This window comes from Pseudomonas sp. PS01297 (assembly GCF_029959305.1).
Classification (GTDB): domain Bacteria; phylum Pseudomonadota; class Gammaproteobacteria; order Pseudomonadales; family Pseudomonadaceae; genus Aquipseudomonas; species Aquipseudomonas helleri.
The window spans coordinates 1-23,867 of the sequence record NZ_JASCPQ010000021.1; the positions used below are offsets into that span (position 1 = coordinate 1).

The 23,867-nt window shown below is 60.8% G+C and carries 19 protein-coding genes; 16 read left to right on the forward strand and 3 right to left on the reverse strand.

The features are described 5' to 3' along the window. Positions 1-76: 76 nt before the first annotated feature. The 3 genes from dxs to QMX84_RS08990 all read right to left on the reverse strand — a co-directional run bounded on the left by dxs (position 77) and on the right by QMX84_RS08990 (position 3,234). Positions 77-1,975 (reverse strand): 1-deoxy-D-xylulose-5-phosphate synthase, encoded by a 1,899-nt coding sequence (gene dxs / locus QMX84_RS08980; protein ID WP_048367758.1) that lies wholly within the window; start codon positions 1,973-1,975, stop codon positions 77-79. Positions 1,976-2,107: 132 nt separating this feature from the next. Then, positions 2,108-2,995 carry a (2E,6E)-farnesyl diphosphate synthase gene (gene ispA, locus QMX84_RS08985; protein ID WP_273220780.1) on the reverse strand — a complete coding sequence of 296 codons (888 nt, stop codon included), beginning with the start codon at positions 2,993-2,995 and terminating at the stop codon, positions 2,108-2,110. Then, positions 2,992-3,234, reverse strand: coding sequence for an exodeoxyribonuclease VII small subunit (locus QMX84_RS08990; protein ID WP_048367754.1), 243 nt, complete (start codon positions 3,232-3,234; stop codon positions 2,992-2,994). The genes ispA and QMX84_RS08990 overlap by 4 nt, the downstream gene beginning before the upstream one ends. Positions 3,235-3,643: 409 nt before the next feature. Here QMX84_RS08990 and tssA point away from each other — a divergent pair, with 409 nt between their 5' ends. From tssA to QMX84_RS09070, 16 genes are all read left to right on the forward strand, one after another. Continuing rightward, positions 3,644-5,194: a type VI secretion system protein TssA gene (tssA, locus tag QMX84_RS08995; protein ID WP_282363633.1), complete on the forward strand. Its 1,551-nt coding sequence runs from the start codon at positions 3,644-3,646 to the stop codon at positions 5,192-5,194. A gap of 34 nt (positions 5,195-5,228) precedes the next feature. Next, positions 5,229-5,735 carry a type VI secretion system contractile sheath small subunit gene (tssB, locus tag QMX84_RS09000; protein WP_153330184.1) on the forward strand — a complete coding sequence of 169 codons (507 nt, stop codon included), beginning with the start codon at positions 5,229-5,231 and terminating at the stop codon, positions 5,733-5,735. 28 nt (positions 5,736-5,763) lie between these two features. Then, positions 5,764-7,239, forward strand: coding sequence for a type VI secretion system contractile sheath large subunit (gene tssC, locus QMX84_RS09005; protein WP_048367750.1), 1,476 nt, complete (start codon positions 5,764-5,766; stop codon positions 7,237-7,239). 12 nt (positions 7,240-7,251) lie between these two features. Further along, positions 7,252-7,662, forward strand: a complete 411-nt coding sequence (tssE, locus tag QMX84_RS09010; RefSeq protein ID WP_048389380.1) for a type VI secretion system baseplate subunit TssE — start codon at positions 7,252-7,254, stop codon at positions 7,660-7,662. Between the two features lie 74 nt (positions 7,663-7,736). Further along, positions 7,737-9,518, forward strand: coding sequence for a type VI secretion system baseplate subunit TssF (gene tssF, locus QMX84_RS09015; RefSeq protein ID WP_282363634.1), 1,782 nt, complete (start codon positions 7,737-7,739; stop codon positions 9,516-9,518). Continuing rightward, a complete protein-coding gene (gene tssG, locus QMX84_RS09020) occupies positions 9,482-10,486 on the forward strand; it encodes a type VI secretion system baseplate subunit TssG (RefSeq protein ID WP_153330181.1) in 1,005 nt (334 codons plus the stop codon). The genes tssF and tssG overlap by 37 nt, the downstream gene beginning before the upstream one ends. Positions 10,487-10,492: 6 nt before the next feature. After that, entirely contained in the window at positions 10,493-13,099 is a 2,607-nt protein-coding gene (gene tssH / locus QMX84_RS09025; RefSeq protein WP_282363635.1) for a type VI secretion system ATPase TssH, read from the forward strand. Positions 13,100-13,109: 10 nt separating this feature from the next. Continuing rightward, positions 13,110-14,618, forward strand: a complete 1,509-nt coding sequence (locus tag QMX84_RS09030; RefSeq protein ID WP_282363636.1) for a sigma 54-interacting transcriptional regulator — start codon at positions 13,110-13,112, stop codon at positions 14,616-14,618. A gap of 37 nt (positions 14,619-14,655) precedes the next feature. Next, positions 14,656-14,796, forward strand: a complete 141-nt coding sequence (locus QMX84_RS09035; RefSeq protein WP_048367741.1) for a hypothetical protein — start codon at positions 14,656-14,658, stop codon at positions 14,794-14,796. Between the two features lie 17 nt (positions 14,797-14,813). Then, complete coding sequence (gene tagH, locus QMX84_RS09040) at positions 14,814-16,013, forward strand: type VI secretion system-associated FHA domain protein TagH (RefSeq protein WP_282363637.1); 1,200 nt, start codon at positions 14,814-14,816, stop codon at positions 16,011-16,013. 5 nt (positions 16,014-16,018) lie between these two features. Then, entirely contained in the window at positions 16,019-16,516 is a 498-nt protein-coding gene (gene tssJ, locus QMX84_RS09045) for a type VI secretion system lipoprotein TssJ (protein WP_048367838.1), read from the forward strand. A gap of 2 nt (positions 16,517-16,518) precedes the next feature. Next, positions 16,519-17,850 carry a type VI secretion system baseplate subunit TssK gene (gene tssK, locus QMX84_RS09050; RefSeq protein WP_282363638.1) on the forward strand — a complete coding sequence of 444 codons (1,332 nt, stop codon included), beginning with the start codon at positions 16,519-16,521 and terminating at the stop codon, positions 17,848-17,850. A gap of 5 nt (positions 17,851-17,855) precedes the next feature. After that, positions 17,856-18,725, forward strand: a complete 870-nt coding sequence (gene icmH / locus QMX84_RS09055) for a type IVB secretion system protein IcmH/DotU (RefSeq protein WP_262123845.1) — start codon at positions 17,856-17,858, stop codon at positions 18,723-18,725. Between the two features lie 13 nt (positions 18,726-18,738). Then, complete coding sequence (gene tssM, locus QMX84_RS09060) at positions 18,739-22,221, forward strand: type VI secretion system membrane subunit TssM (protein ID WP_282363639.1); 3,483 nt, start codon at positions 18,739-18,741, stop codon at positions 22,219-22,221. Further along, positions 22,221-22,949, forward strand: a complete 729-nt coding sequence (locus QMX84_RS09065) for a PP2C family serine/threonine-protein phosphatase (RefSeq protein ID WP_282363640.1) — start codon at positions 22,221-22,223, stop codon at positions 22,947-22,949. The genes tssM and QMX84_RS09065 overlap by 1 nt, the downstream gene beginning before the upstream one ends. Beyond that, complete coding sequence (locus tag QMX84_RS09070; RefSeq protein WP_282363641.1) at positions 22,946-23,791, forward strand: serine/threonine-protein kinase; 846 nt, start codon at positions 22,946-22,948, stop codon at positions 23,789-23,791. The genes QMX84_RS09065 and QMX84_RS09070 overlap by 4 nt, the downstream gene beginning before the upstream one ends. Positions 23,792-23,867 lie beyond the last annotated feature (76 nt).

The window sequence follows — 23,867 nt, forward strand, 5'->3', positions numbered from 1 at the left end:
GCGAGCTTGCCTCGCGATCTTTTGATCTTTAAAAGATCGCGAGGCAAGCTCGCTCCTACAGTCGATCCTGGTGGGCTTAGAGGCCCAGCAACTGCATCCGCTGGCGAACCGAGGCTTCGATGCCGGCTTCATCCAGGCCGCATTCAGCCAGCATCTGGCTCGGCTTGGCATGCTCGACATAAATGTCCGGCAAGCCCAGGTGCAGCACCGACTTCAGCACGTTTTCGCGGGCCAGGAACTCACTGACCGCCGCGCCTGCGCCACCCATGATGGCGTTTTCTTCGATGGTCACCAGCAGCTCATGGCTGTCAGCCATTTCGCGTACCAAGGCTTCGTCCATCGGCTTCACAAAACGCATGTCGACCACGGTCGCGTCGATTTTTTCAGCCACTCGCAGGGCTTCGGCCAATTGCACGCCAAATACCAGGATTGCCACCTTGCTGCCTTGGCGGCGCACGATACCTTTGCCGATTTCCAGCGGCTCAAGAGTCTTCTCGATAGGCGCGTCAGGGCCGGTGCCGCGCGGGTAACGCACTGCCGCCGGGCCGTTGTACAGGTGGCCGGTGGTGAGCATTTTGCGCAGTTCGTTCTCATCGCTCGGGGTCATGATGACCATGCCCGGGATGCAACGCAGGTAAGACAGGTCGTAGCTGCCGGCGTGGGTCGGGCCGTCTTCGCCCACCAGACCGGCACGGTCGATGGCAAACAGCACGTCCAGGTTCTGCACCGCGACGTCATGCACCAATTGGTCGTAACCACGCTGCAAGAACGTCGAATAAATCGCCACCACGGGTTTGGCTCCTTCACAGGCCATACCGGCGGCAAACGTGACCGCGTGCTGCTCGGCAATCGCCACATCGAAGTAGCGCGAAGGGTACTGCTCGCTGAACTTGATCAGGTCCGAGCCTTCTTTCATGGCCGGGGTAATGCCGACCAGGCGCTCGTCAGCCGCCGCCATGTCACACAGCCACTCGCCAAACACGGCCGAGTACTTCGGCCCGCTGGCAACCTTGGGCGCCACTTTCGGTGCGTCCAGCGGTTCAAGCTTGGTGATCGCGTGATAACCAATCGGGTCGGCTTCAGCCGGGGCGAAACCTTTGCCTTTCTTGGTGACGATGTGCAGGAACTGCGGGCCTTTGAGGTCGCGCATATTACGCAGCGTGGCGATCAAGGTCGGCAGGTCGTGGCCATCAATCGGCCCGATGTAGTTCCAGCCCAACTCTTCGAACAGGGTCCCGGGGACCAGCATGCCCTTGGCGTATTCTTCGGTGCGGCGGGCAATTTCCCAGGCGCCCGGCAGGCGTGACAGCACTTTTTTGCTGCCTTCGCGCATGCTGGCGTACGTACGGCTCGACAGGATTTTAGCCAGGTAGTTGGACAACCCGCCGACATTGCGCGAAATCGACATGTCGTTGTCGTTGAGGATCACCAACATGTTGGCATTCACTTCGGGCGCGTGGTTCAGCGCCTCAAAGGCCATGCCCGCGGTCAGTGCGCCGTCGCCAATCACTGCAATGGCCTTGCGCTCGCTGTTTTGCAGGCGGGCGGCAATGGCCATGCCCAGCGCAGCGCTGATCGAGGTGCTGGAATGGCCGACGCCAAAGGTGTCGTACTCACTTTCGGAGCGGCGCGGGAAGGCCGCAATGCCGTCCTTTTGGCGCAACGTCGCCATTTCATCGCGACGGCCGGTGAGTATTTTGTGCGGATACGCCTGATGACCCACGTCCCACACCAGCCGGTCATCCGGGGTGTCGAAGACGTAGTGCAGCGCGATGGTCAGCTCAATGACCCCAAGCCCGGCACCAAAGTGCCCGCCTGTCTGGCCAACGGTATAGAGCAATTCCAGGCGCAACTCATCGGCCAGGGTTTCCAGCTCGGCTTCGGCTAATCTGCGCAGGCCAACAGGCGTGCCCGCTCGGTCGAGCAGGGGCGTAGTCGGGCGCTTGCGGGGAAAATCTTGAAACGTCGTTGGCATCAGGCGAATCGTTATAGGTATATAAAAGAGGCGGCAGTTTACCTTATGGAACGTAAGCTGCCCACGCAGTGTGACATTCGTTAGTCAGACCTTGGCATTACACGTTGTGCGAAATATCTATTTGTCACCGTATTAGTGGCGGCGATCCACGATATAACGCGCCAGTTCTCGCAAAGGTTCTGCAGCTGCATCAAAAGGTCGCAGGGCATTGAGCGCCTGATCACGCAGTTCCAGGGCATAGCTTTTGGCCTGCTCCAGGCCCATCAGTGCCGGGTAGGTCGGTTTGTCCCGTGCAATGTCGGCGCCTTGGCGTTTGCCCAGGGTTGCGGTGTCACTTTCAACGTCCAGAATGTCGTCCTGGACCTGAAACGCCAAGCCAATGGCCCGGGCATAAACACTCAACGCCTGCAGATTGTCATCCGTTGCCTGGCCGCTGGCCAGTGCCCCCAGCTGTACGCTGGCTTCAATCAGGGCGCCGGTCTTGTGGCGGTGCATGTATTCCAGCGCAGCCTGATCCAGCTTCAGCCCCACCGAGCCCAGATCGATGGCTTGCCCGCCAACCATGCCGGCAGGGCCCGCCGCGAATGCCAGGCCATTGACCATGCGCAAACGTGTTTCGGCATCCAGAGTGGTCAGCGTCGGGTCGAGCAGGGCGCTGAACGCCAGGCTTTGCAGGCCGTCACCGGCCAGAATGGCGCAGGCTTCATCAAACGCCTTGTGGGTGGTCGGCTGGCCGCGGCGCAAATCATCATCGTCCATGGCCGGCAAATCATCATGCACCAGCGAATAGGCGTGGATCAGCTCCACCGCGCACGCCGCGCCATTGGCTTGTTCGGGGGCCGCGCCCAGCGCTTCGCAAGCGGCATAGGCCAATAGCGGTCGAACCCGTTTGCCACCATTCATCACGCTGTAACGCATGGCCTCGTACAGACGGGCCAACTCCGGGGCAGGAGCGACAAACAAGCGCTCAAGTGCCGCGTTGACGCGTGCCTGGCTGCTGGTTTGGTAGGCATCAATCATTCTGGTTGTTCCGCATCAAAAGGCTCTTGAGCGAGCTCACCATCGCGCTCAAGCAAAATTTGGACTTTCTGCTCCGCTTGCGCCAGCGCGCCCTGGCAATCACGGGTCAGACGAATGCCTTGTTCAAAGGCGGTCAATGAGTCTTCCAGTGACAGTTCGCCGTTTTCCAGGCGCTCGACCAATGTTTGCAGGTCGGCGAGGGACTGCTCGAAATCCAGGGAAGCTTTTTTGCGGGCCATGGCGGCATTCTCGGTAGGCGTTAAAACCGGCTGACACTAGCAGACAGCAGGTTTTGGGGCAAATAAGGCGGCAGTTTAAGCCACTGCCATGAAAGGTGAATCTGTTAACTGCATGACTTTAGTCGACATCTATAAGGCGGTTTTTTCAGCCATTCGTGTCAGAGATGACTGTTTGGGTGTAGTCCAAATCCTTGGTATGTCAGGTTTCGTAACGCGTGCGTGAGGCGATTTCTTTACCTTTTTTTAAGCGAAGACATTTCTCGGCCCATTGAGGAAACGTCTGACATTTTTCCCTTTTCCATTCACATAAGGTCTCGCCACTTGAATGGAATCGGTAATGCGCTGTGATCCTCCCCCTTGATACCTCTATGACGTACATGGTGCCCACTGCAGTGGGCGGCGTGCTGTCATGACGTATTCCAGCCAATTATTTGCCCGCCTCATCGAGCTGGGCAAAGCACCGGTGTTCAAGGATAGCTTTGCGGGCAATGACGCGCGCTTTTCGAACCAGTTCGAAGCCCTTGAGCGAGAAATCGGCAAGTCCCAGTCGATGTCAGAAAACAACCAGATCGACTGGTACGTGGTGCATGAGCAAAGCGAGGCGATGCTGCGTGATCAGTCCAAGGACCTGCGTGCCGCCGTCTGGCTGACCTGGGCGCTTTATCAGCGCGAATCGTTCCCGGGGTTGCTGGCGGGCCTGGGGTTATTGCACCACCTGTGTACGGAGCGCTGGGCGCTTGTATACCCGCTCAAATTGCGCACCCGTGCCGCCGCCATCAGCTGGCTGGTAGGGCGCCTTGATCGGGCCCTCAACGAAAACGTCCCGATTAAAGAACAACTGCCGCTGTTCCAGCACATGGTTGAGCTGTTGCTGGCGCTGGAAAGCGCGCTGGCCAAGCATTTGGGCGATGACGTGCCGCTGTTGCTACCGATTTGCCGTCGACTGGCCCGAATGGTCCAGCGGGCCGTCGACAGCCAGCCTGAGAAGGGCGTTATTGCCACGGCGGTGGCGCAGGTCAGGCACGTGGCCACCCAGTTGATCGAGCCCAATACGCTCATCGACAACGAAAAAGACGCTCACAAGGCCTTGCGTCAGCAACAGGACAGCGCCCGGGCCTTGTGCGGCTGGTGGCTAAAACAGAAAGCCACCGACCTGCGAGCGCTACGCCTGAACCGCGTGCTGACGTGGCTGGCCGTAGAACTCCTGCCCGAGCGCAATGGCGAGCTGATCACCCCGCTGCGCGGCATCCCGGCCGACAAGCTCAACAGCTACGCGGACCGTTTCACCCAAGGGCAGTTTGCCGATTTGCTGGTGGAGCTTGAAGCCAGCGTTGCCAAATCACCGTTCTGGTTCGACGGCCAGCGCCTGGTCTGGGAATGCCTGAGCGCCCTTAAAGCCGAGTCGGCCATGCGTGAGGTGGAGGTCCATTTCGCCTTGCTGCTGCAACGGCTGCCGGGCCTGGTCGAATTGCGTTTCAGTGACGGCACCGCGTTTGCCGACCCGCAGACCCGCGCCTGGATCGACGCACAGGTGCTGCCCCATCTGAGCCGAAGCGAGCCCGAAGCGCCGGTCGCAACTGTACGCCCGGCCTGGGACTTGGCCCTCGATGAAGCGCAAGAGCTTTTGCGAGTCAGCGGTTTCAAACCCGCTGTGCAGTGGCTCAAGCGCGGATCGAGCAGCGCCCCTGGCGAGCGTGTGCGGTTCTTCTGGCAGTTGACCCTCGCCCGGCTGTGCTTCCACGCCAAGAAATACGAACTCGCCAAAACCCAGCTCGAAATGCTCGATGAGGTCCTTCACCGCTCAGGTTTACAGGCCTGGGAGCCGGATCTGGTGCTTGAAGTTTTGCGTCTTTTACATCGCTGCTGCGAGCTCTTGCCGCAGAACCACGAAGTGCGAGAACGCAAGGACGAGATGTATCGCAGGTTGTGCCACCTCGATCTTGAAGTGGTACTCGAATAGGCCTCAGGGCCACACACACGCAAGGAAAAACATCATGGCCAAAGAAAGCTCGGTAGCCCCCAAGGAACGGATCAACATCACGTTCAAACCAGCGACTGGCGGGGCTCAAGAAGAGATCGAACTGCCTTTGAAGCTGTTGGTGGTGGGGGACTATATCCAGCGCTTTGACGGGCGAAAGCTTGAAGACCGCAAGCCTATTGCCATCGACAAAATGACCTTCGATGAAGTGCTTTCCAAGCAAGGGCTGGAGCTGGCCCTGAATGTGCCCAATCGCTTGCACGGCGAAGACAGCACCGATGAGTTGGCGATTGCGCTGCGCGTCAGCGCGATGAAGGACTTCAACCCGGCGAGCCTGGTGGAGCAAATCCCTGAACTGAAAAAACTGATGGAGCTGCGTGATGCCCTGGTCGCACTTAAAGGCCCATTGGGCAACGCGCCGAGCTTTCGCAAGGCGATTGAAGGCGTACTGGCCGACGACGTCTCACGCGCTCGGATACTGAGCGAACTGGATCTGCTTGTCGCTCCGGCAGCGGACGTTTGAGCCCCCCATCAGTCAAGGAAGCCACACAATGAGCAGCAGCGCCGCACAACTAAAAGACGATAAAAGCACTTCTTACAGCGTTCTGGACGACATCATCGCGCAAACCCGACTCACCCCCGAAGACGACGCCTATGGCATTGCCAAGCGCGGCGTGGCGGCGTTTATCGAAGAACTGCTGAAACCGCAAAACCAGGGCGAGCCGGTCAAAAAAGCCTTGGTTGATCGCATGATTGCCGAGATCGACGCCAAGCTCAGCAACCAGATGGACGAAATTCTCCACCACCCGTCCTTCCAGTCGCTGGAGTCCGCGTGGCGTGGCTTGCAGTTGTTGGTCGATCGCACCAACTTCCGCGAAAACATCAAGATCGAAATCCTCAACGTCTCGAAAGAAGACCTGCTGGACGACTTCGAAGACTCGCCCGAGGTCATGCAATCGGGCCTCTATAAACATGTGTACACCGCAGAATACGGGCAATTCGGTGGTGAGCCTGTGGGCGCCATCATCGCCAACTACTTCATGACCCCAAGCTCGCCAGACGTCAAATTGATGCAGTACGTGTCCAGTGTTTCGTGCATGTCGCACGCGCCGTTCATTGCCGCCGCCGGGCCGAAGTTTTTCGGCCTCGAAAGCTTCACCGGCATGCCTAACCTTAAAGACCTGAAAGACCACTTTTGCGGCCCGCAATTCGCCAAATGGCAGAGCTTTCGCGAGTCTGAAGATTCGCGCTACATGGCGCTGACCGTGCCGCGTTTCTTACTGCGCAATCCGTATGACCCAGAAGAAAATCCGGTCAAGTCGTTCGTCTACAAAGAAACCGTTGCCAATAGCCACGAGCACTACCTGTGGGGCAACACCGCCTACACCTTCGCGTCCAGGCTCACCGACAGTTTTGCCAAGTTCCGCTGGTGCCCGAACATCATCGGCCCGCAAAGCGGCGGTGCGGTTGAAGACCTGCCCCTGCACCACTTCGAAAGCATGGGCGAAATCGAAACCAAGATCCCCACCGAAGTTCTGGTCTCTGACCGCCGCGAATACGAACTGGCCGAGGAAGGTTTCATCTCCCTGACCATGCGCAAAGGCAGCGACAACGCCGCGTTCTTCTCGGCCAACTCGGTACAAAAACCCAAGTTCTTCGGCATCAGCGCCGAAGGCAAGAACGCCGAGCTGAACTACAAACTCGGCACGCAACTGCCCTACATGATGATCGTCAACCGCCTGGCGCATTACCTCAAGGTATTGCAGCGCGAGCAGTTGGGTTCGTGGAAAGAGCGTACCGACCTGGAGCTTGAGCTCAACAAGTGGATCCGCCAGTACGTTGCCGACCAGGAAAACCCTGCCGCCGAAGTCCGTGGCCGTCGCCCTTTGCGTGCCGCCCATATCACTGTCAGCGACGTTGAAGGCGAGCCTGGCTGGTACCGCGTCAGCCTGAACGTGCGGCCGCACTTCAAGTACATGGGAGCTGACTTCACCTTGTCGCTGGTCGGCAAGATGGAAAAAGAGTAACGGGAGGCGGGCATGAGCGCATATGGCAGCCTTTTTGAACGCCTGGCGGGCGATGTGGATAAACGCCGGGGCTTGAGCCCCGTTGCCTGCGCCCAGGCGTCCGTGGCTGCCCACTTGGCAAAAATGCTCAGCACCCGGGCGGGCAGCGTGCAAACGCTGCCCGACTACGGCCTGCCCGATTTGAACAACATGCGTTTGAGCCTGCATGACGCGCTGACCCAGGCGCGCGAGGCCATCGAAATTTTTATTGAACGTTATGAACCGCGTCTGAGCCAGGTCCGCGTCAGCGCCTTGCCCCGAGACGGCGACCCGCTGCGGCTCGCCTTCAGTCTCGACGGCTGGCTGGACGTGGCGGGCACCAAGCGTCAGGTCAGTTTCACCGCGCACCTGGATGGCAGTGGCCAGGTCAGGGTCGGGGTTTAAAGCCCGGCACGCGTGACGTTCAACCCCTATGTGTTTCCCGTATTCCGTGCCGTCGACAACTAACAGGTAGCGCCGTGTCCTTTAACCATTACTACCAAAGCGAACTCACTGCATTGCGCCAGTTGGGCAGCCGCTTCGCTGAGCGTAGTCCTGCGTTGGCGCCGTTTTTGGGCCAGGCCGGGCGTGATCCTGACGTCGAGCGGTTGCTTGAAGGTTTTGCTTTTTTAACCGGGCGCCTGCGCCAGAAGCTGGACGATGAACTCCCCGAACTGAGCCATTCGCTGATGCACCTGCTGTGGCCCAATTACATGCGGCCACTGCCGGCCTTCAGCCTGTTGCAGTTCGACCCGCTGGACCGTCCGGGCCCGGCGCTGCGGGTCGAGCGCGAAACCCGGGTGGCGAGCAAGCCGATTGACGGCGTGAGTTGCCAGTTCAGAACCTGCTACCCGACAGACGTGCTGCCATTGGCCCTGGTTGAGCTAAAACACTCGGTCAACGCCCAAGGCTCGCTGCTCAGCCTGCGCTTGAACATGACCTGTGACGGTCATTTGGGCGAGCTGGCGCTGAGCCAGTTGCGCTTACACCTGGCGGGCGAGCGCTACGTCAGCCAAATGCTTTACCTCGGCTTGTTGCGCCATCTGCACGGCGTCACCGTGGTGCCGCTCGATGGCAACGGCAAAGCCCTGGAGGCCGACGAAAATCCGGCGTTCACCTTGGCGCCCACTTGCGTACAACCAGTGGGGTTTGCCGAAGAAGAGTCCTTGATCCCTTACCCGCTGAACACCTTTCGCGGCTACCGCTACTTGCAGGAATACTTCGCCTTTCAGGACAAGTTTCTGTTCGTTGACCTCAGCGGTCTGGAGCGCCTGAGCACGCTGCCTGAAGACACCCTCAAGCAGGTGCGCGGTCTGGAGTTGCGCTTTGATATTCGCCAGAGCAACGCCCAGCGCCTGCGCCCGACGCTGGACAACGTGAAGCTCTATTGCACGCCCATCGTCAACCTGTTCCAGCACGACGCCATGCCCGTGCGCCTGGACGGTAAACAGGACGAATACCTGCTGATGCCCTCACGGCTGGCGCTCGAACACTGCGCGGTGTTCTCGGTCGACAGCGTGACCGGCTGGCGCGTCGACGGCACGGGCTCCCAGCGGTATGTGCCGTTCGAATCATTCGAGCACGACCCCAGTTTTGATGTGGCCGTCGAGCAAACGCATTACAGCGTTCGCCAGCGCACGGCGTTGCTGCATGAAGGGCTCGACACCTATCTCAGTTTTGGCACCCGTCAGCCCGAGGCGGGCGAAACCCTGTCCATTGAGCTGACGTGCACCAATCAGAACCTGCCCCGGCGACTTGGCCAGGGCGACATCTGCCTGCCCTGCGAAGGGACGCCCGAGTTCCTGGTGTTTCGCAACATCGGGCCGGTGACGCCCAGCTACGCACCGCCGCTCAACCGCGACTTCCTCTGGAAGCTGATCAGCAACATGTCACTCAACTACCTGTCGCTGGCCAACGTGGATGCCCTGAAGGTGATCCTCGAAACCTACGACTTGCCGCGCTACTACGACGAGCACGCCGAGCGGGTCAGTAAAAACCTGCTCAACGGCCTCAAGTCGATCCGTCATGAGCACGTTGACCGCCTGCACCGCGGCTTGCCGCTGCGTGGCCTGCGCACCGAACTGACCGTTGATACCCAAGGCTATGTCGGCGATGGCGACCTGTTTGTATTTGCCTCGGTGCTCAACGAGTTTTTCGCGCTTTACGCCAGCCTCAATTCGTACCACGAACTTCGGGTCCACAGCACACAGGGAGAGACCTACCAATGGACACCCCGCATGGGCCTGCAGCCCCTGCTCTGAGCGTGTTGGCCCGCACTGTCCGGGAGTACTCGCTGTTTCAGGCCGTGCTGCTGGTCATCGACCGCCTGCGTGACGGCAACACCGACATCAGCGAAGACGAGCTCTACGACCGGGTGGAGTTTGTGGCCAACCCGAGCCTGGGTTTTCCGGGCTGCGACGTTGATGCGGTGGAGTTCTTTGTCGAGCACGGGCAACGCCGTGCGCGGCTGCGTTTCAACCTGATGGGCCTGGTGGGTTCCGCGTCGCCGTTGCCGGCGTTTTATGGCGAGCAAGCGCTGGGCGACGGCGACGCGCAGAACACGACGCGGCAGTTTCTGGACCTGTTCAACCACCGCTTGCAACGGCTGCTGCTGCCGATCTGGCGCAAATACCGCTATCGCGCCCGATTCGAAAGTGGCGCCAACGATCCGTTTTCCAGCCACTTGTTTGCCCTCATCGGGCTGGGTGGCCAGACCATCCGCGACGCTCAAGAGCTGAACTGGAAGCGCCTGTTGCCCTACCTCGGTTTGTTGAGTTTGCGCGCGCATTCGGCCGCCCTGATCGAGTCGGTGCTGCGTTACTACTTCAAGCACGCCGAGCTGACGATTGAGCAGTGCATCGAGCGCCGCGTCGAGATTCTCCAGGAACAGCGCAACGCCCTTGGGCGCGGCAATCATCAACTGAGTGAAAGCCTGGTGCTGGGCGAGCGCGTTCGCGATTGCAGCGGCAAGTTTCGCATCCACATCCGCCAACTGAGTTGGGAGCGTTTTCATGAACTTCTGCCGATCGGCACGGGGTATCAGCCGCTGTGCGCGCTGGTGCGCTTCACCCTGCGTGATCCGCTGGAGTACGACATCCGGCTGGTGCTGCGCCACGAAGAAATCCGTGAGCTGCGCATTGCCGAGCACAACCCCTGCCGACTCGGATGGACCAGTTGGCTGGGCCGCGAATACGCGGACGGCGTCGTCACCCTGGGTAAAGCACATTAAGGAGCAATGGCCATGATCAACGTAGACCTGCAACAACTGATACAGGCACTCGACGCCGACACCCGGCGCGACCTTGAGGGCAGTGCCGAACGCTGTGTAGCACGTGGCGCGAGCCAGGTATTGGTAGAAGACCTGCTGCTGCAACTGCTGGAGCGACCGCAAGGCTTGCTCGCACGTGCGCTGCAAGACGCCGCCATCGATGCGGGCCACTTGAGCGCTGCCTTGCAGCCGCGCAGTGAAAACAGCGCCTCACGTAACCCGGTGTTTGCGCCTGAACTGGTGCAATGGCTGCAAGATGCGCTGCTGGTCGCCAGCCTTGAACTGGGGCAGACCCAGATTGATCAGGCCGCCTTGATTCTCGCCTTGTTGCGCAACCCGCTGCGTTATGCCGGGAGCGGCTATCAAACCCTGCTGGCCCAGCTCGATATCGAACGCCTCAAAGGCTTTGCCCTGTCGCAACAAGCACAACCCGCCAGCGACCGCGCTCCTGCGTCGGGCGAGGCGTTATTGCCGCGCTTTACCCACAACCTGACGGAGCAGGCGCGGGCCGGGAAACTTGACCCGGTGTTGTGCCGCGATGACGCGATCCGCCAGATGATCGACATCCTCGCCCGCAGGCGCAAAAACAACCCGATTGTGGTGGGCGAAGCCGGTGTGGGTAAAACCGCTATCGTCGAAGGCCTGGCCTCGCGCATCGCCGTCGGTGAAGTGCCGCCGGTGCTGCTCGGGGTTGAACTGCTGTCGCTGGACATGGGCCTGCTGCAAGCCGGGGCCAGCGTTAAAGGTGAATTCGAACGCCGCCTCAAAGGCGTCATCGACGAAGTCAAAGCCTCGCCCAAGCCGATCATTCTGTTTATCGACGAAGCCCACACCTTGATCGGCGCCGGTGGCAACGCCGGAGGGTCCGATGCGGCCAACCTGCTCAAGCCCGCATTGGCCCGTGGCGAGTTGCGCACCATTGCCGCCACCACGTGGGGCGAGTACAAAAAATACTTCGAAAAAGACCCGGCGCTGGCTCGGCGTTTTCAGCCGGTGCAACTGCATGAGCCTACCGTCACTGAGGCGGTGACCATCCTGCGTGGTCTGGCCCACGTGTATGAAAAGAGCCATGGTATTTATTTGCGTGACGACGCGGTGGTGGCCGCCGCGCAATTGTCAGCCCGTTATCTGGCCGGTCGCCAGCTCCCGGACAAAGCCGTCGATGTGCTCGATACCGCCTGCGCCCGCGTGCGCATCAGCTTGGCCGCCGCGCCGCAAAAGCTTGAGCAACTGCGCGGTGAACTGGCCGAAGGCGGGCGCCAACGTCAGGCCATGCGCCGTGACGCCGAAGCCGGTTTGTTGATTGATCACGCGCAGCTGCTAGCGCTGGAAGCGCGCTTGATCGAAGCCGAAAGCGAGCAGCTTGCCCTTGAAGCACGCTGGGTTGAGCAACGCACCTTGGCCGAACGCTTGCTGGCGCTGCGCCAACAACTGGCGCAGGCCCGTGAGGCCAGCGAACCGAACCTTGACCCAGAAAACGAGCACAGCGTGCCCTCACTGGAGGCGCAGCTCAACCTCACCCATGCAGCCCTGAGCGAAGCCCACAGCCTTGAGCGACTGGTCAGTTTTGAAGTGTGCCCGCGTCTTGTGGCAGAAGTCATCAGCGCCTGGACCGGCGTGCCCGTGTCGCAATTGGCCCGCGAGCACAGCGCCAAGGTCAGCAGTTTCGGTGCCGATTTAAGCGCGCGCATTCGTGGCCAGGATCAGGCCATCCACGCGCTGGACCGCTCCATGCGTGCCACGGCGGCGGGCCTTAACAAGCCCGATGCGCCGGTGGGGGTGTTCCTGCTGGTGGGCCCGAGCGGCGTCGGCAAGACCGAAACCGCCCTGGTTCTGGCCGACCTGCTGTACGGCGGCGAGCGCTTTATCACCACCATCAACATGTCCGAGTTTCAGGAAAAACACACCGTCTCGCGGTTGATCGGCGCACCGCCGGGTTACGTCGGTTATGGCGAAGGCGGCATGTTGACCGAGGCAGTGCGGCAAAAACCGTATTCCGTGGTGCTGCTGGACGAGGTCGAAAAAGCCGATCCGGATGTGCTCAATCTGTTCTATCAAATCTTCGACAAAGGCGTGGCCAACGATGGCGAAGGGCGCGAGATCGACTTTCGCAACACCCTGATCCTGATGACTTCCAACCTCGCCAGCGAACGCATCAACGCCTTGTGCGCCAACGGTGCGCGGCCGAGTGCCGAAGACCTTGAACAGAGCATTCGTCCGGTGCTCAGCAACCACTTTAAACCCGCCTTGCTGGCGCGCATGCGCGTGGTGCCGTACTACCCGGTCAGCGGGCCGGTGCTGCGCGAACTGATTGAAATCAAACTTCAACGCCTGGGTGAGCGTCTGCAACGGCGGCAACTGGCGTTCAGCCACTGCCAGCGTCTGGTCGACCATCTGGCTGAGCGCTGCACCCAAAGCGACAGCGGTGCGCGACTCATCGACTACTTGCTCGACACCCACGTCCTGCCGCTGATAGCCGACCGCTTGCTGGACGCCATGGCCAACGCGCAAACCCTCAAGAGCGTGCACGTCACCCTCGACCCGCAGGCCCATGTGCTGTGTGAGTTTGCTTAAGGTGGAGCCGATGTTTGTTCGCGTAGCGGACCCCCTGGCGTATGCCGAGTCGTTGCTCCAGCACTTTGCCAGCGTGGCGCGCTGCACTGACAGCGCCAGCGTGGTCGGCCAGTGCGTGCGTGCCGTGGCCCAACTCAGTGGCTGTGAATTGAGCCAGCTGTATGTGCTCGATGCCACGCACAAGCGCCTGGAACTGACTGCAGAATGGCTCGACGGGCTTGTGCAACCGCCCCGCGAACAAGGGTTGCCAACAGATTACGCAGGCCAGCATCTGTTGCAGTTTGCCGTGTGCCAGAACCGGGTTGTGAGTGTCGATGACCTCAGCGACGGGCTGTATGACATCGGCTTTTTGCCCAGCCAGGGCCTGCCGTGGCGGGCGTTGCTGTGCGTGCCACTGCTCAATGCGCAGCAGTCGGTTGCCGGCGTGTTGCTGGTCGCCAGTCGTCAAGCGCTTGAGCTGTTGGCTTATGCGCCTTCTGTTGGAGTCTTCGGCACTTTTGTCGGGGCGCAGTTGCGTTTGCATCAGCAGGACGCAACATCGGTAATGCCCTCAGACCTGACCGGCAGCACGAGCGGGCTGATCGGCAAAAGCTGGGCCATGCGCCAGACGTACCACCTGATCAACAAAGTGCTGAACAGCCCCTACACCGTGCTGCTGATGGGCGAAACCGGCACCGGCAAAGAAGTCGTCGCCCGGGCGATTCATGACGGCAGCTCGCGCCGTGACCGGCCCTTTATCGTGCAGAACTGCGCGGCCTTCCCGGAGGCCTTGCTGGAAAGCGAGCTGTTCGGTTATCGCAAAGGCGCCTTTACCGGTGCCAACCGTGACCGCGCCGGGCTGTTTGACAGTGCCAACGGCGGCACTTTGCTGCTGGACGAAATCGGTGACATGCCGCTGTCGTTGCAAGCCAAGTTATTGCGCGTGTTGCAGGAGGGCGAGATCCGCCCCTTGGGCTCAAATCACACGCATAAAATCGATGTGCGAATCATCGCCGCCACCCATCGCGATCTGGCGCAGTTGGTCAGCCAAGGGCTGTTTCGCGAAGACCTGTATTACCGCCTCGCACAATTCCCCATCACCTTGCCGGCCTTGCGTCAGCGCGAGGGTGACATCCTCGATCTGGCCCGACATTTTGCCGCGCAGACCTGCGCGTTTTTACAGCGCCAACCGCTGCTCTGGTCCGAATCGGTACTGGAGCAACTGGCGAGCTACGCCTTCCCCGGCAATGTGCGCGAGCTTAAAGGGCTGGTCGAGCGCGCAGTGTTGCTGTGCGAAGGCACTGAGTTGCGACCTGAACATTTCTCGCTGTTGCGCGATGCCTCCACCGATGACGCCACCCTCAATCTGCGCGAGCGACTGGAGCAGGTTGAGCGGGGGTTGCTGCTCGACTGCCTGCGCAAAAACGCCGGTAACCAGACCCGCGCCGCCCATGAACTGGGCGTCGCCCGGCGCACGCTGCTGTACCGCCTGGAGCGCCTGAATATCCGTTTGGACGATCTAAAAAGGAAGGCCTCGTGAGCCCCTTTCATTCTTTGTGCCTGTGGAGACTCTCCTGATGACTGCTCGTCTCTGGTGCGCCGTGTTGCTGACTGTCGCCGTGCTCTGCGGCGCCAGTGGGTGCAGCGCCAATTACAAATTCAACGACAACAGCTATCGCCCATTGGGTGATCCGCAAGCGGTCAATCGCGGTAAGTGACCGTAAGGAGCCACACTATGGAACTGGTATTCGACCTGCTCGACACAGGGTCGCGGGACGCTGCGCAGGTGATGCGCAAAACCTTCACCGAGCAAGGCGGCACCATCGGGCGCAATGCGGCCTGCGAGTGGGCGCTCGTGGACAGCACACGCAGCGTCTCCAATTACCACGCGCACATCAGCTACCGGGACGGCACGTTTTTTTTCACCGACACCAGCACCAACGGCAGTCGCTGCAACCGCTCCGAGGCATGGCTGAACAATGGCCAGGCGCAGCGCATCGAACATGGCGATGTGTTTTACATTGGCGACTTCCAGTTGCGTGCGCAACTGGAGCACGAGCTGCAAGCCATGCTGGAGCAGGTCGGACGCCCTCAACCGGCGGGCAGCATCATCCCCGATGATGCTTTTTTGGCCATGGACCCGCTCGACCCGATCAAAATACCCGCCGCTGTCTTTGCCGTGCTCGAGGAACCTGAGCCACGGTACGGCCAGCCAACAGACTGGGAGCAGCGTGTCGATTTCGCCCAAATCGACTATGAAAACCTGCGGGTCCCGCATCTGGTCGAAGCCCCGCAGGCGCCATTGCCCGAGCCGATTGCGGCCATTGGGCCGCCCAGTGACGAGGCTTTTTGGTTGGCGTTGGGCGCGGTGTTGGGCGTTGACCTTGCGCAGCAATCACGTGAAGACCGCGAAGCGCTGGCGCTCAAGGCCGCCCACTTGCTCAAGCACAGCATCGGCGGTTTGCAGCAAAGTCTGTGGACCCGCAGCGAGCTTAAAAACCAGCTGCGACTGGCCCGCACCGCCGCCCCGGACACCCGGCAAAACCCGCTCACCTCCAGCCAGGATGCCACCGAAGCATTAGGCCTGTTACTGGCCCCGAAAAAGCCCCATCAGCCCTCGGCCGAGCAGGTGGTCGGGCGTGCCTTCCGTGATGTACAGGCGCATCAGGTCGCGCTGTTGAGCGCCAGCCGTGCTGCGATTCGCAGCAATCTTGAACACTTCTCCCCGCAGCAACTGGTGTTGCGCTTTGAGCGCGATGGCTATCAGCCGTGGCTCAAGACATCGGCCAGCCGCTGGCGGGCCTTCAGTCGCTATCACCAGGCCCTGCAACAGGACGATGACTGGTGTGAACGCGTGCTGGCGCGTGATTTCGCTCAGGCCTACGACGTGCAAGTGCGCATGATTTCCACCCTCCACAATGACCCTCAAGGATGATGCGCATGTCGCGTAGTACACCCCTTTATCGCAACGTTCTGCTGGCACTGACGGTGTGGCTGCTGGGCGGATGTTCGGCGTTGTCGCCGTACTCCAGCCTCACCAAGCTCGACCTGACGTTAAGTGCCAGTGATCAGGTCAATCTCGACCTCAACGGCCGCCCGTCGCCGCTGGTGGTTCGGTTGCTGGAACTCAAACACCCGGTTGCCTTTGAGAACGCCGATTTCTTCAGCCTGTACGAACGGCCCAAAGCCTCGCTTTCACCGGATCTGGTCACCAGTGAAGAGCTGGAGGTGCGCCCCGGCGAGACCGTCGACCTCAAGCTCAGCGTCGAGCCCGGCAGCCGCTATGTCGCGGTGCTGGCCGCGTACCGCGACCTGCCGCAAACGCAATGGCGCTATGTGGTGCCGCTGGCCGCGGGTGACCTGACCACGGCCCACTTGGTACTCGATCAGGCGGGCATTCATAACGCCGCCCGGGCCTCTGCACAGGCGGATGATTGAGCATGAATGCACACAAAGTTATCTGGCGCGAAGGCATGCTGCTGCGCCCGCAACACTTCCAGCAAAGCGACCGTTATTACCACCACCAAATGAAAGCCCGTACTCAGTTACTGGGCCGTTACACCTGGGGCTTTCTGGGGCTGGACATCGACATGCAGTTTCTCAACATGGGCAAATTGGTGATCAGCCAGGCGGCGGGCGTGTTGCCGGACGGTAGCCTGTTTGAGCTGGGCGGCAGCACCCAGGCATTAGTCCTCGATGTGCCGCGTCACACCGCCAACACGGCGGTTTACCTGGCCTTGCCCCTGGTCACCGGCAACTACATCGAAACCCGCCGTGTGGATCAAGCCGATGTGCTGGCGCGTTACACCGCGTTCGACATTGACGTGTCAGACTCAAACGCCGGTGATGACGCCAGCAGCCAGGTCAGTTGCGCCCGTCCGAATTTCCGTCTGGTGCTGGGCGAGCAACAGAACGATCAAGCCTGCATCAAGTTGCAGGTGTGCCAGATCCTCGACACCACCTCAGACGGCGTGATCCGGCTGGATGAGCAATTTGTGCCGACCTTTATCCACGCCCACGCGTCGGGCTATGTGCTGTCGTGCCTCAAAGAAGTCATCAGCATGATCGCCAATCGCGGCGAGGCGCTGGCGCAGCGCATCAGTTCCAATGGCAAGGTCGGCGGGGCAGAGGTCGGTGACTTTATGATGCTCCAGCTGATCAACCGCACCGAACTGGTGTTGCGCCACTATTTGAGCCTTGAGCACCTGCACCCTGAAGAGCTGTATTGCGCGTTGCTGGCGATGCTCGGCGACCTCGCGACCTTTGGCAGCGAGAGCAAACGCCCGCAGGTGCGCAGCGCCTACCAGCACAGCAATCAGGGCGAAAGTTTTCGCAGCCTGATGGACTCGATTCGCCAGGTGCTGTCGATGGTGCTGGAGCAACACGCCATGGAGCTGGTGCTGGAAAGCCGTCAGTACGGCGTGCTGGTGTCGCCATTGACCGACCACGCTCTGCTCGCCACCACCTCGTTTGTTCTCGCCGCTCAGGCCCATTGCGACAGCGAGGAACTGCGCCATCGCTTACCCGCGCACCTCAAGGTCGGGGCCGTCGAAAACATTCGCCAACTGGTCAACCTGCACCTGCCTGGCTTCAAGGTCAAACCCTTACCTGTGGCGCCTCGGCAGATTCCGTTTCACTCCAACAAAACCTATTTCATCCTCGAACTGGGCAGCGAAGAGCTGGCGCAACTGGAGCGCTCCGGTGGCTTTGCCTTCCATGTCTCGGGCGAGTTTTCAGCGCTTGAACTGCAATTTTGGGCCATCAGGAACTGACCGCCATGCGTACGGATTCACAACACCCAACAGATGACAGCACGGTGATGATTTTTCGCGATGGCCACACGCCTGCGACGGCAGCCCTGACCGACGTGCAGGCCCCGCCAAAAATCGAGCAACTTGCCGAACGCATGATCTATTCGGCGCGGGTAAAGCCTGCCGACGCGTTCAGCGTCAGTGTTAACCCGCTGGTGGCAGCGGCCAGTGAAGTTCTGTCGTTCGTGGTGCACATCAAGCACAGCACTTCGCCAGACACGCTGGTGGGCCTGCACGGGCAACTCACCGCCGCCATCAAGGCGTTTGAGGCCAATGCCCTGTGCCGGGGCGTTGACAGCCAGCACATGATGAAAGCCCGTTACGTGCTGTGCACGGTGGTCGACGAGGCCGTGGTGACCACCCGCTGGGGCAAGGAAAGCGAGTGGTCGCAGCAGAGCCTGCTGAGCAGTTTCCACAACGAAACCTTTGGCGGCGAAAAGGTCTTTCAGGTGCTCGACCAGCTGTGCAAAGACCCGGTGTACAACCTCTCGCTGCTGGAGCTGATTTACCTGTGCCTGGCCTTGGGCTTTGAAGGCAAGTTTCGCGTCATCGAGCGCGGCATTCATGAACTCGACGGCATTCGTGATGCGCTGTACCGGCAGATCCGGCATTTGCGCGGGGACGTTGCGCGTGAGCTTTCACCGCACTGGCAAGGGCTCAAGTCACGCCGCCACCGTCTCACCCGCATCGTGCCGGGGTGGTTGCTGGCGACCTTCACGGCGGGATGCCTAGTGGTCATGTTTTCGGGCTTTGCCTGGGTTTTGGGCGAGCAGCGCGACGTCGTCTTGCAGCCGTATCAACAGCTCGACACTCCGGTTGTACGAGCGCAGTTGTAATTAGGGATAGGTCATGAAAAACGTGTTGAAAAAGGTCGGTGCCTTTGTGTGCCAGACCTGGGTGTGGACGCTGTTACTGCTGCTGTCGATTGCCCTGTTGGTGTGGTGGGTGGGGCCGCTGTTGGCGGTCAATGAGCATAAATTCTGGGCGGACGCCACGGCGCGGCTGTTGACCATCAGTGCGCTGTGCCTGATCTGGGGCCTGACCATGGTCTTTGTCAGCTGGCGGGCCGGGGTGCGTAAAAAAGAGGCCGAAGACAGCGACGTCGGCCAAGAGCGCGAGCATCGCGAAGCGCTGATCAATGCCAGCCACAAAGAGCTGCGCACACGCTTCAAAGACGCGTTGCGCACACTCAAAACCTCCAGCGTGTACCGAGGCCGCAGCGAGCGCTGGCGCGATGAACTGCCCTGGTACGTGCTGATCGGCCCCAAAGGCAGCGGCAAAACCAGCTTGCTGGATTTTTCGGGGCTGGATTTTCCGCTCAACAAAATTGATCGAAAGCTCACCCGCGACACCAGCGGCACTCGTGACTGCGATTGGTATTTCGCTGAAAACGGCGTGTTGATCGACACTGCCGGGCGCTTTCTGACCCAAGACGCCACCCATGCCGATGCGAACGGTTGGCGCACCTTGCTCGACCTGTTGCGCAAACGCCGACGTGAGCGGCCGCTCAACGGCGTGCTGGTGACCTTGCCGGTCGATGTGCTGTTCTCAAGCGATGAAACCAAATTGTCTGACCTGGCCGAACAGGTTCGCCTGCGTCTGCAAGAAGTGCATCAAACCTTGCACATCGAGGTTCCGGTGTATCTGGTGCTGAGCCAGGCCGACAAACTCATGGGCTTCACCGAGTTCTTTGAACAACTGAGCCGCGAAGAGAGCGACCAGGTGTTTGGTGCCAGCTTTGGCGAAGGGCAGAGCGGTGCCGATGTGGCCTTGCTGCGCACCGAGTTCGAAGCGTTGTTGGGGCGTCTCAACAGCCAGGTCATCACGCGCATGCACCAAGAGCGCGACAGTCTGCGACGCGGGCGCATTCTCGATTTCCCTCATCAATTGGGCAGCATTGGCGAGCGGTTGTGCCTGTTTGTCGACATGGCGTTCACCGGCAATCGTTACCAGCGTGCCAGCCCGCTGCGCGGCTTTTACCTGACCAGCTCGCCTCACGTTAAACAAAAATTGAACCCGACCACTGCCGATGTCGGTGCACGGCTGGACATGAAAGCCCAGGTGCTGCCGACCTTGCACAGTGGCCGCTCGCACTTTGTTCATCACCTGTTAAGCCGGGTTATTTTCCCCGAGGCAGAACTGGCGGGGCTGGATAAACGCGAGCGTCGGCGCCTGCACTGGGGGCAGCGCGGCATGTACGTGGGCGCGCTGGCGGTACTCGGTGGCGTAGGTCTGCTGTGGACAGCAAGCTTTTCGGCCAACCATGAGCGGCTGGACACACTGCGTGAACTGGCCCAGCAATCAAACCGGCAGCGCTCACTGTTGAGCCCGCGTGATGATGCCCGGGCCATTCTTGGCACGCTCGACACGCAGTACGCCGCGACGCGGGTGTTCCCGTCGCTGATTGACGTGTCGCTGCATGAGCGCACCGGTTTGTATCAGGGCGGCGCCAGCCACCCGGTGGTGACCCAGGCCTACGAGCGCGAGCTTCAGGCACAGTTATTGCCCCGTGTGGCCCAGCAACTTGAAAGCCAGATCCGCGCCAATCTCAACAACCGCGACCGCCTGCTCAACAGCGTGCGCGCGTACCTCATGCTCGGCATGCCCGAACGCCGCGACAATGCCTGGCTCAAGGCGTGGGTGGCCACCGACTGGTCAGCGCGCTACCCCGGCAATAGCGCCGTGCAGAATGGACTTAACCAGCACTTTGGTCGGTTGCTCGGCCTTACGCTGAACTACCCGCTTAACGACACTCTGGTTGCTCAAGCGCGACAAGCGTTGCGCAGTGAGTCGCTGGCCTCAGTGGTGTACCGCATGTTGCGCGAGCAGGCACACACCTTGGCCCCCTACAGCTTTGATCAGCATCTGGGGCCGCAAGGCAGTGTGTTCAGCGGCGCGGGTTATGTGATTCCGGGGTTCTACACCCAACAAGGCTACAAGCAGTATTTCTCGGTGCAGGGCGCGACGCTGGTCAGTGACATCCTGCGTGACAACTGGGTACTGGGCGAGGGCAACACCCTCAGCGCCATGGACCTGCGCAAGTTGATGGTCGAACTTGAGCAACTGTACTTTCGCGATTACGCCACGCACTGGAGCGAAGCGGTCGGGCAGTTGGCGCTACAGCCTTTCAACACTGCCCGTGAAGGCGCCGAGCAGTTTGCCGGGCTGACCTCGGCCAACTCTGCGGTGCTGCATTTGCTGCTCGAAGTACGGGAAAATACGCGCTTCCCAAGCGTGGCCGAGGCCCTTGAAACCCTGCCCGAGGCAGCCGAAAAGGCCACTCAAGCCTTGGACAGCGTGGCGGCAAACGTACCGGATACCGCCAAAAAAGCTTTGCAGCGCCGCTTCGAGCCTTTGCACCGTTTGCTGGATGAAAACGACGGCCCGGCCGCCGACCTCATTCCTGCCTTGCAGGGGCTCAACGACGTGCAACTGCAACTGGCCGGCCTTGCGCGTGCCAGCACACCGGACCAGGCCGCCTTCGACATGGCCGCGTCGCGCATGACCGGCCAGCGCGATGCCCTGAGCCAACTGCGTCAGGCGTCGCAACGCTTGCCGAGCCCGCTCAACGGGTGGTTCAACGGGGTGACTGAGCACACCTGGCGTCTGGTGCTCAGCGACACGTATCAATTTATCAACCAGCGTTATCAGCGCGAGCTGTACGGCTTCTACGTGCGGGCGATCAAACAGCGATATCCGTTCAACGCCCATAGCCACAGCGACGTGGCCCTGAATGACTTCCGCGAGTTCTTCCGTGGGCAAGGCATCAGTGATCGCTTTTTCGATACCTACATGCGGCCTTTTGTCAGCGGTGAAGCGGGTAATTACCGTCTGCGCAGCATGGACGGGCAAGGCTTGCCGATGGCCAGAACCTACCTGGATCAAATGGCTGCGGTGCATGTCATTCGCCAAAGCTTCTTTGCGCAAAACCCGGCAGAACCGCAGGTGCAGTTCACCCTCGAACCCTACAACCTGGACTCCAGCGTGAGCCGCTCCGAGTTCCGCTTTGGCAACCAGTCCATTGAATACCGGCATGGTCCGATTGTTCCGGTGACCTTGCAGTGGCCCACCGAAGCCGAAAACGGCCGCACCAGCCTGGTCATGGAAAAAACCGTCGGGCGCCCGGTCGGCATCGAAAAAAGCACCGGGCCCTGGTCGTTATTCCGCTTGCTGGACCTGATGCAAATCGACTACCTGAGCGGGCGCGATGTCATGGTGCTCAAGGCTGACGTGGGCGGGTTGCGCGCCAACTACCTGTTGATGAGCCAGCGCACACCCAACCCGTTTGATATGGACGTGCTGCGCAGCTTCCGTCTGACCGAGCAGCTGTGATGGCGCCAGCACTGCCATGGCGCAGCGCGGCGTGCACCGATCAGGGCAAGGTCCGTGAGCGTAACGAAGACGCCATTCTCGAGTGCCCGCAGCAAGGGCTGTGGGCCGTGGCCGATGGCATGGGCGGCCATCGGGCGGGCGACATCGCCAGCCAGATGATCGTCACCAGCCTGGGGGAACTGACCCAGGTGCAAACCTTTGACCAGCGCCTGGACGCCGTGCGCCAGTGCCTGCACTGGCTCAACCGGCGCATGGGCCAGGAACTCACCGTCAGCGACCAACACGCTGACAACCTGATGGGCAGCACCGTGGTCGCGTTGCTGCTGGAGGGCCAGCGGGGCGCCTGTGTCTGGGCGGGCGACAGCCGTTGCTACCTGTGGCGTGGGCGGCAGTTGTACCAACTGTCGCGGGACCATTCGTTGCAGCAACAACTGATGGATGAACACGCCATGAGCAGCGAGCAGGCGCAGGCGCAACCTGGTGCCCGTGCGCTGACCCGCGCCATTGGCGCCAGCGAGCATTTGAACTTGAGCGTGGTCGAGCTTGAAGTGCTGCCCGACGATGTGTTTTTGCTGTGCAGCGATGGCTTGTACCAGAACCTCAGCCATAGCGAGTTGGGTAACGCGCTGAGCCTGATCTCGCCGCAGGTGGCGCTGGCGCGATTGTTTGACGGCGTGCTGCGCGGTGATGCGCGTGACAACATCAGCGCCGTGGTGATCCGCCAATGAGCGCATTGCCAACCGTGCTCGGCGGGCGGTATTGCATCGAGCGCTTGCTGGGCGCGGGTGGCATGGGCACGGTGTATCGGGCGCGTGATCTGCTTCAGGAACAGTTCGGTGACCCGCAGCCTTACGTCGCCCTGAAGGTGCTCAGCGAAGCCTATGAGCAGTCACCGGATGCCAGCGCCTTGCTCTTCAACGAGTACGCGCTGATGCGCCATTTGCACCATCCCAACGTGCTGCGCATCTACAGCTTTGACGTCGATACGACGCACCAGCGGGTGTTTATGGTGATGGAGTTATTGCGCGGCCCGACCCTGGATCGCTTGCTGTGCGAGCGCCCGCTGGGGCTGGGGTGGTCTGCGTTGCAGGAAATCGCCTTGCCGCTGCTCGATGCCGTGGCCCACGCCCATGAGCGCGGCGTGCTGCACGGCGACCTCAAACCGAGCAATGTGTTGCTGAGCGAAGACGGCGTGCGTTTGTTCGACTTTGGCCTTGGCCAGGCGCAGGCCGGAACGCTGGACGGCTTGGCGCCGGTCAGCCGAAGCCGCGTTAACGCCTGGACACCGGGGTACGCCGCGCCTGAAATCCTTGAAGGTGCGGCGTTGACCTGCGTTGCCGATGTGTATGCGCTGGGGTGTTTACTCTATGAACTGGCCAGTGGCAAACACCCGTTCAACCGACAGCCTGCCATCAAAAAGCGCCTCAAACGCCCAAAAAACCTGCCCCGCCACGCCTGGCGCGCCGTACGCAAAGCGTTGGCATTGGACCCAACCAAACGCACCATCAGTGCCGCCCAACTGCGAACAGCCCTGGCAACCCAACCCGGTTTTTTCGCAAAACTCTTGTAGTCGCTGCCGAGGAACGAAGGCTGCGATGCGGGCCGCCGGACCGCCGCTTGGGGTCGCTGCGCAACCCATCGCAGCC

What these genes read in the sequence shown, in the direction of transcription:
- QMX84_RS09035 (WP_048367741.1), top strand. Translation starts at nt 14,656, where the DNA reads ATGACTGCTCGTCTCTGGTGCGCCGTGTTGCTGACTGTCGCCGTGCTC.
- tssJ (WP_048367838.1), top strand. Translation starts at nt 16,019, where the DNA reads ATGTCGCGTAGTACACCCCTTTATCGCAACGTTCTGCTGGCACTGACG.
- QMX84_RS08990 (WP_048367754.1), bottom strand. Translation starts at nt 3,234, where the DNA reads ATGGCCCGCAAAAAAGCTTCCCTGGATTTCGAGCAGTCCCTCGCCGAC.
- tssC (WP_048367750.1), top strand. Translation starts at nt 5,764, where the DNA reads ATGAGCAGCAGCGCCGCACAACTAAAAGACGATAAAAGCACTTCTTAC.
- tssE (WP_048389380.1), top strand. Translation starts at nt 7,252, where the DNA reads ATGAGCGCATATGGCAGCCTTTTTGAACGCCTGGCGGGCGATGTGGAT.
- QMX84_RS09070 (WP_282363641.1), top strand. Translation starts at nt 22,946, where the DNA reads ATGAGCGCATTGCCAACCGTGCTCGGCGGGCGGTATTGCATCGAGCGC.
- tssM (WP_282363639.1), top strand. Translation starts at nt 18,739, where the DNA reads ATGAAAAACGTGTTGAAAAAGGTCGGTGCCTTTGTGTGCCAGACCTGG.
- QMX84_RS09030 (WP_282363636.1), top strand. Translation starts at nt 13,110, where the DNA reads ATGTTTGTTCGCGTAGCGGACCCCCTGGCGTATGCCGAGTCGTTGCTC.
- ispA (WP_273220780.1), bottom strand. Translation starts at nt 2,995, where the DNA reads ATGATTGATGCCTACCAAACCAGCAGCCAGGCACGCGTCAACGCGGCA.
- tssB (WP_153330184.1), top strand. Translation starts at nt 5,229, where the DNA reads ATGGCCAAAGAAAGCTCGGTAGCCCCCAAGGAACGGATCAACATCACG.
- tssG (WP_153330181.1), top strand. Translation starts at nt 9,482, where the DNA reads ATGGACACCCCGCATGGGCCTGCAGCCCCTGCTCTGAGCGTGTTGGCC.
- QMX84_RS09065 (WP_282363640.1), top strand. Translation starts at nt 22,221, where the DNA reads ATGGCGCCAGCACTGCCATGGCGCAGCGCGGCGTGCACCGATCAGGGC.
- dxs (WP_048367758.1), bottom strand. Translation starts at nt 1,975, where the DNA reads ATGCCAACGACGTTTCAAGATTTTCCCCGCAAGCGCCCGACTACGCCC.
- tagH (WP_282363637.1), top strand. Translation starts at nt 14,814, where the DNA reads ATGGAACTGGTATTCGACCTGCTCGACACAGGGTCGCGGGACGCTGCG.
- icmH (WP_262123845.1), top strand. Translation starts at nt 17,856, where the DNA reads ATGCGTACGGATTCACAACACCCAACAGATGACAGCACGGTGATGATT.
- tssK (WP_282363638.1), top strand. Translation starts at nt 16,519, where the DNA reads ATGAATGCACACAAAGTTATCTGGCGCGAAGGCATGCTGCTGCGCCCG.
- tssH (WP_282363635.1), top strand. Translation starts at nt 10,493, where the DNA reads ATGGCCATGATCAACGTAGACCTGCAACAACTGATACAGGCACTCGAC.
- tssA (WP_282363633.1), top strand. Translation starts at nt 3,644, where the DNA reads ATGACGTATTCCAGCCAATTATTTGCCCGCCTCATCGAGCTGGGCAAA.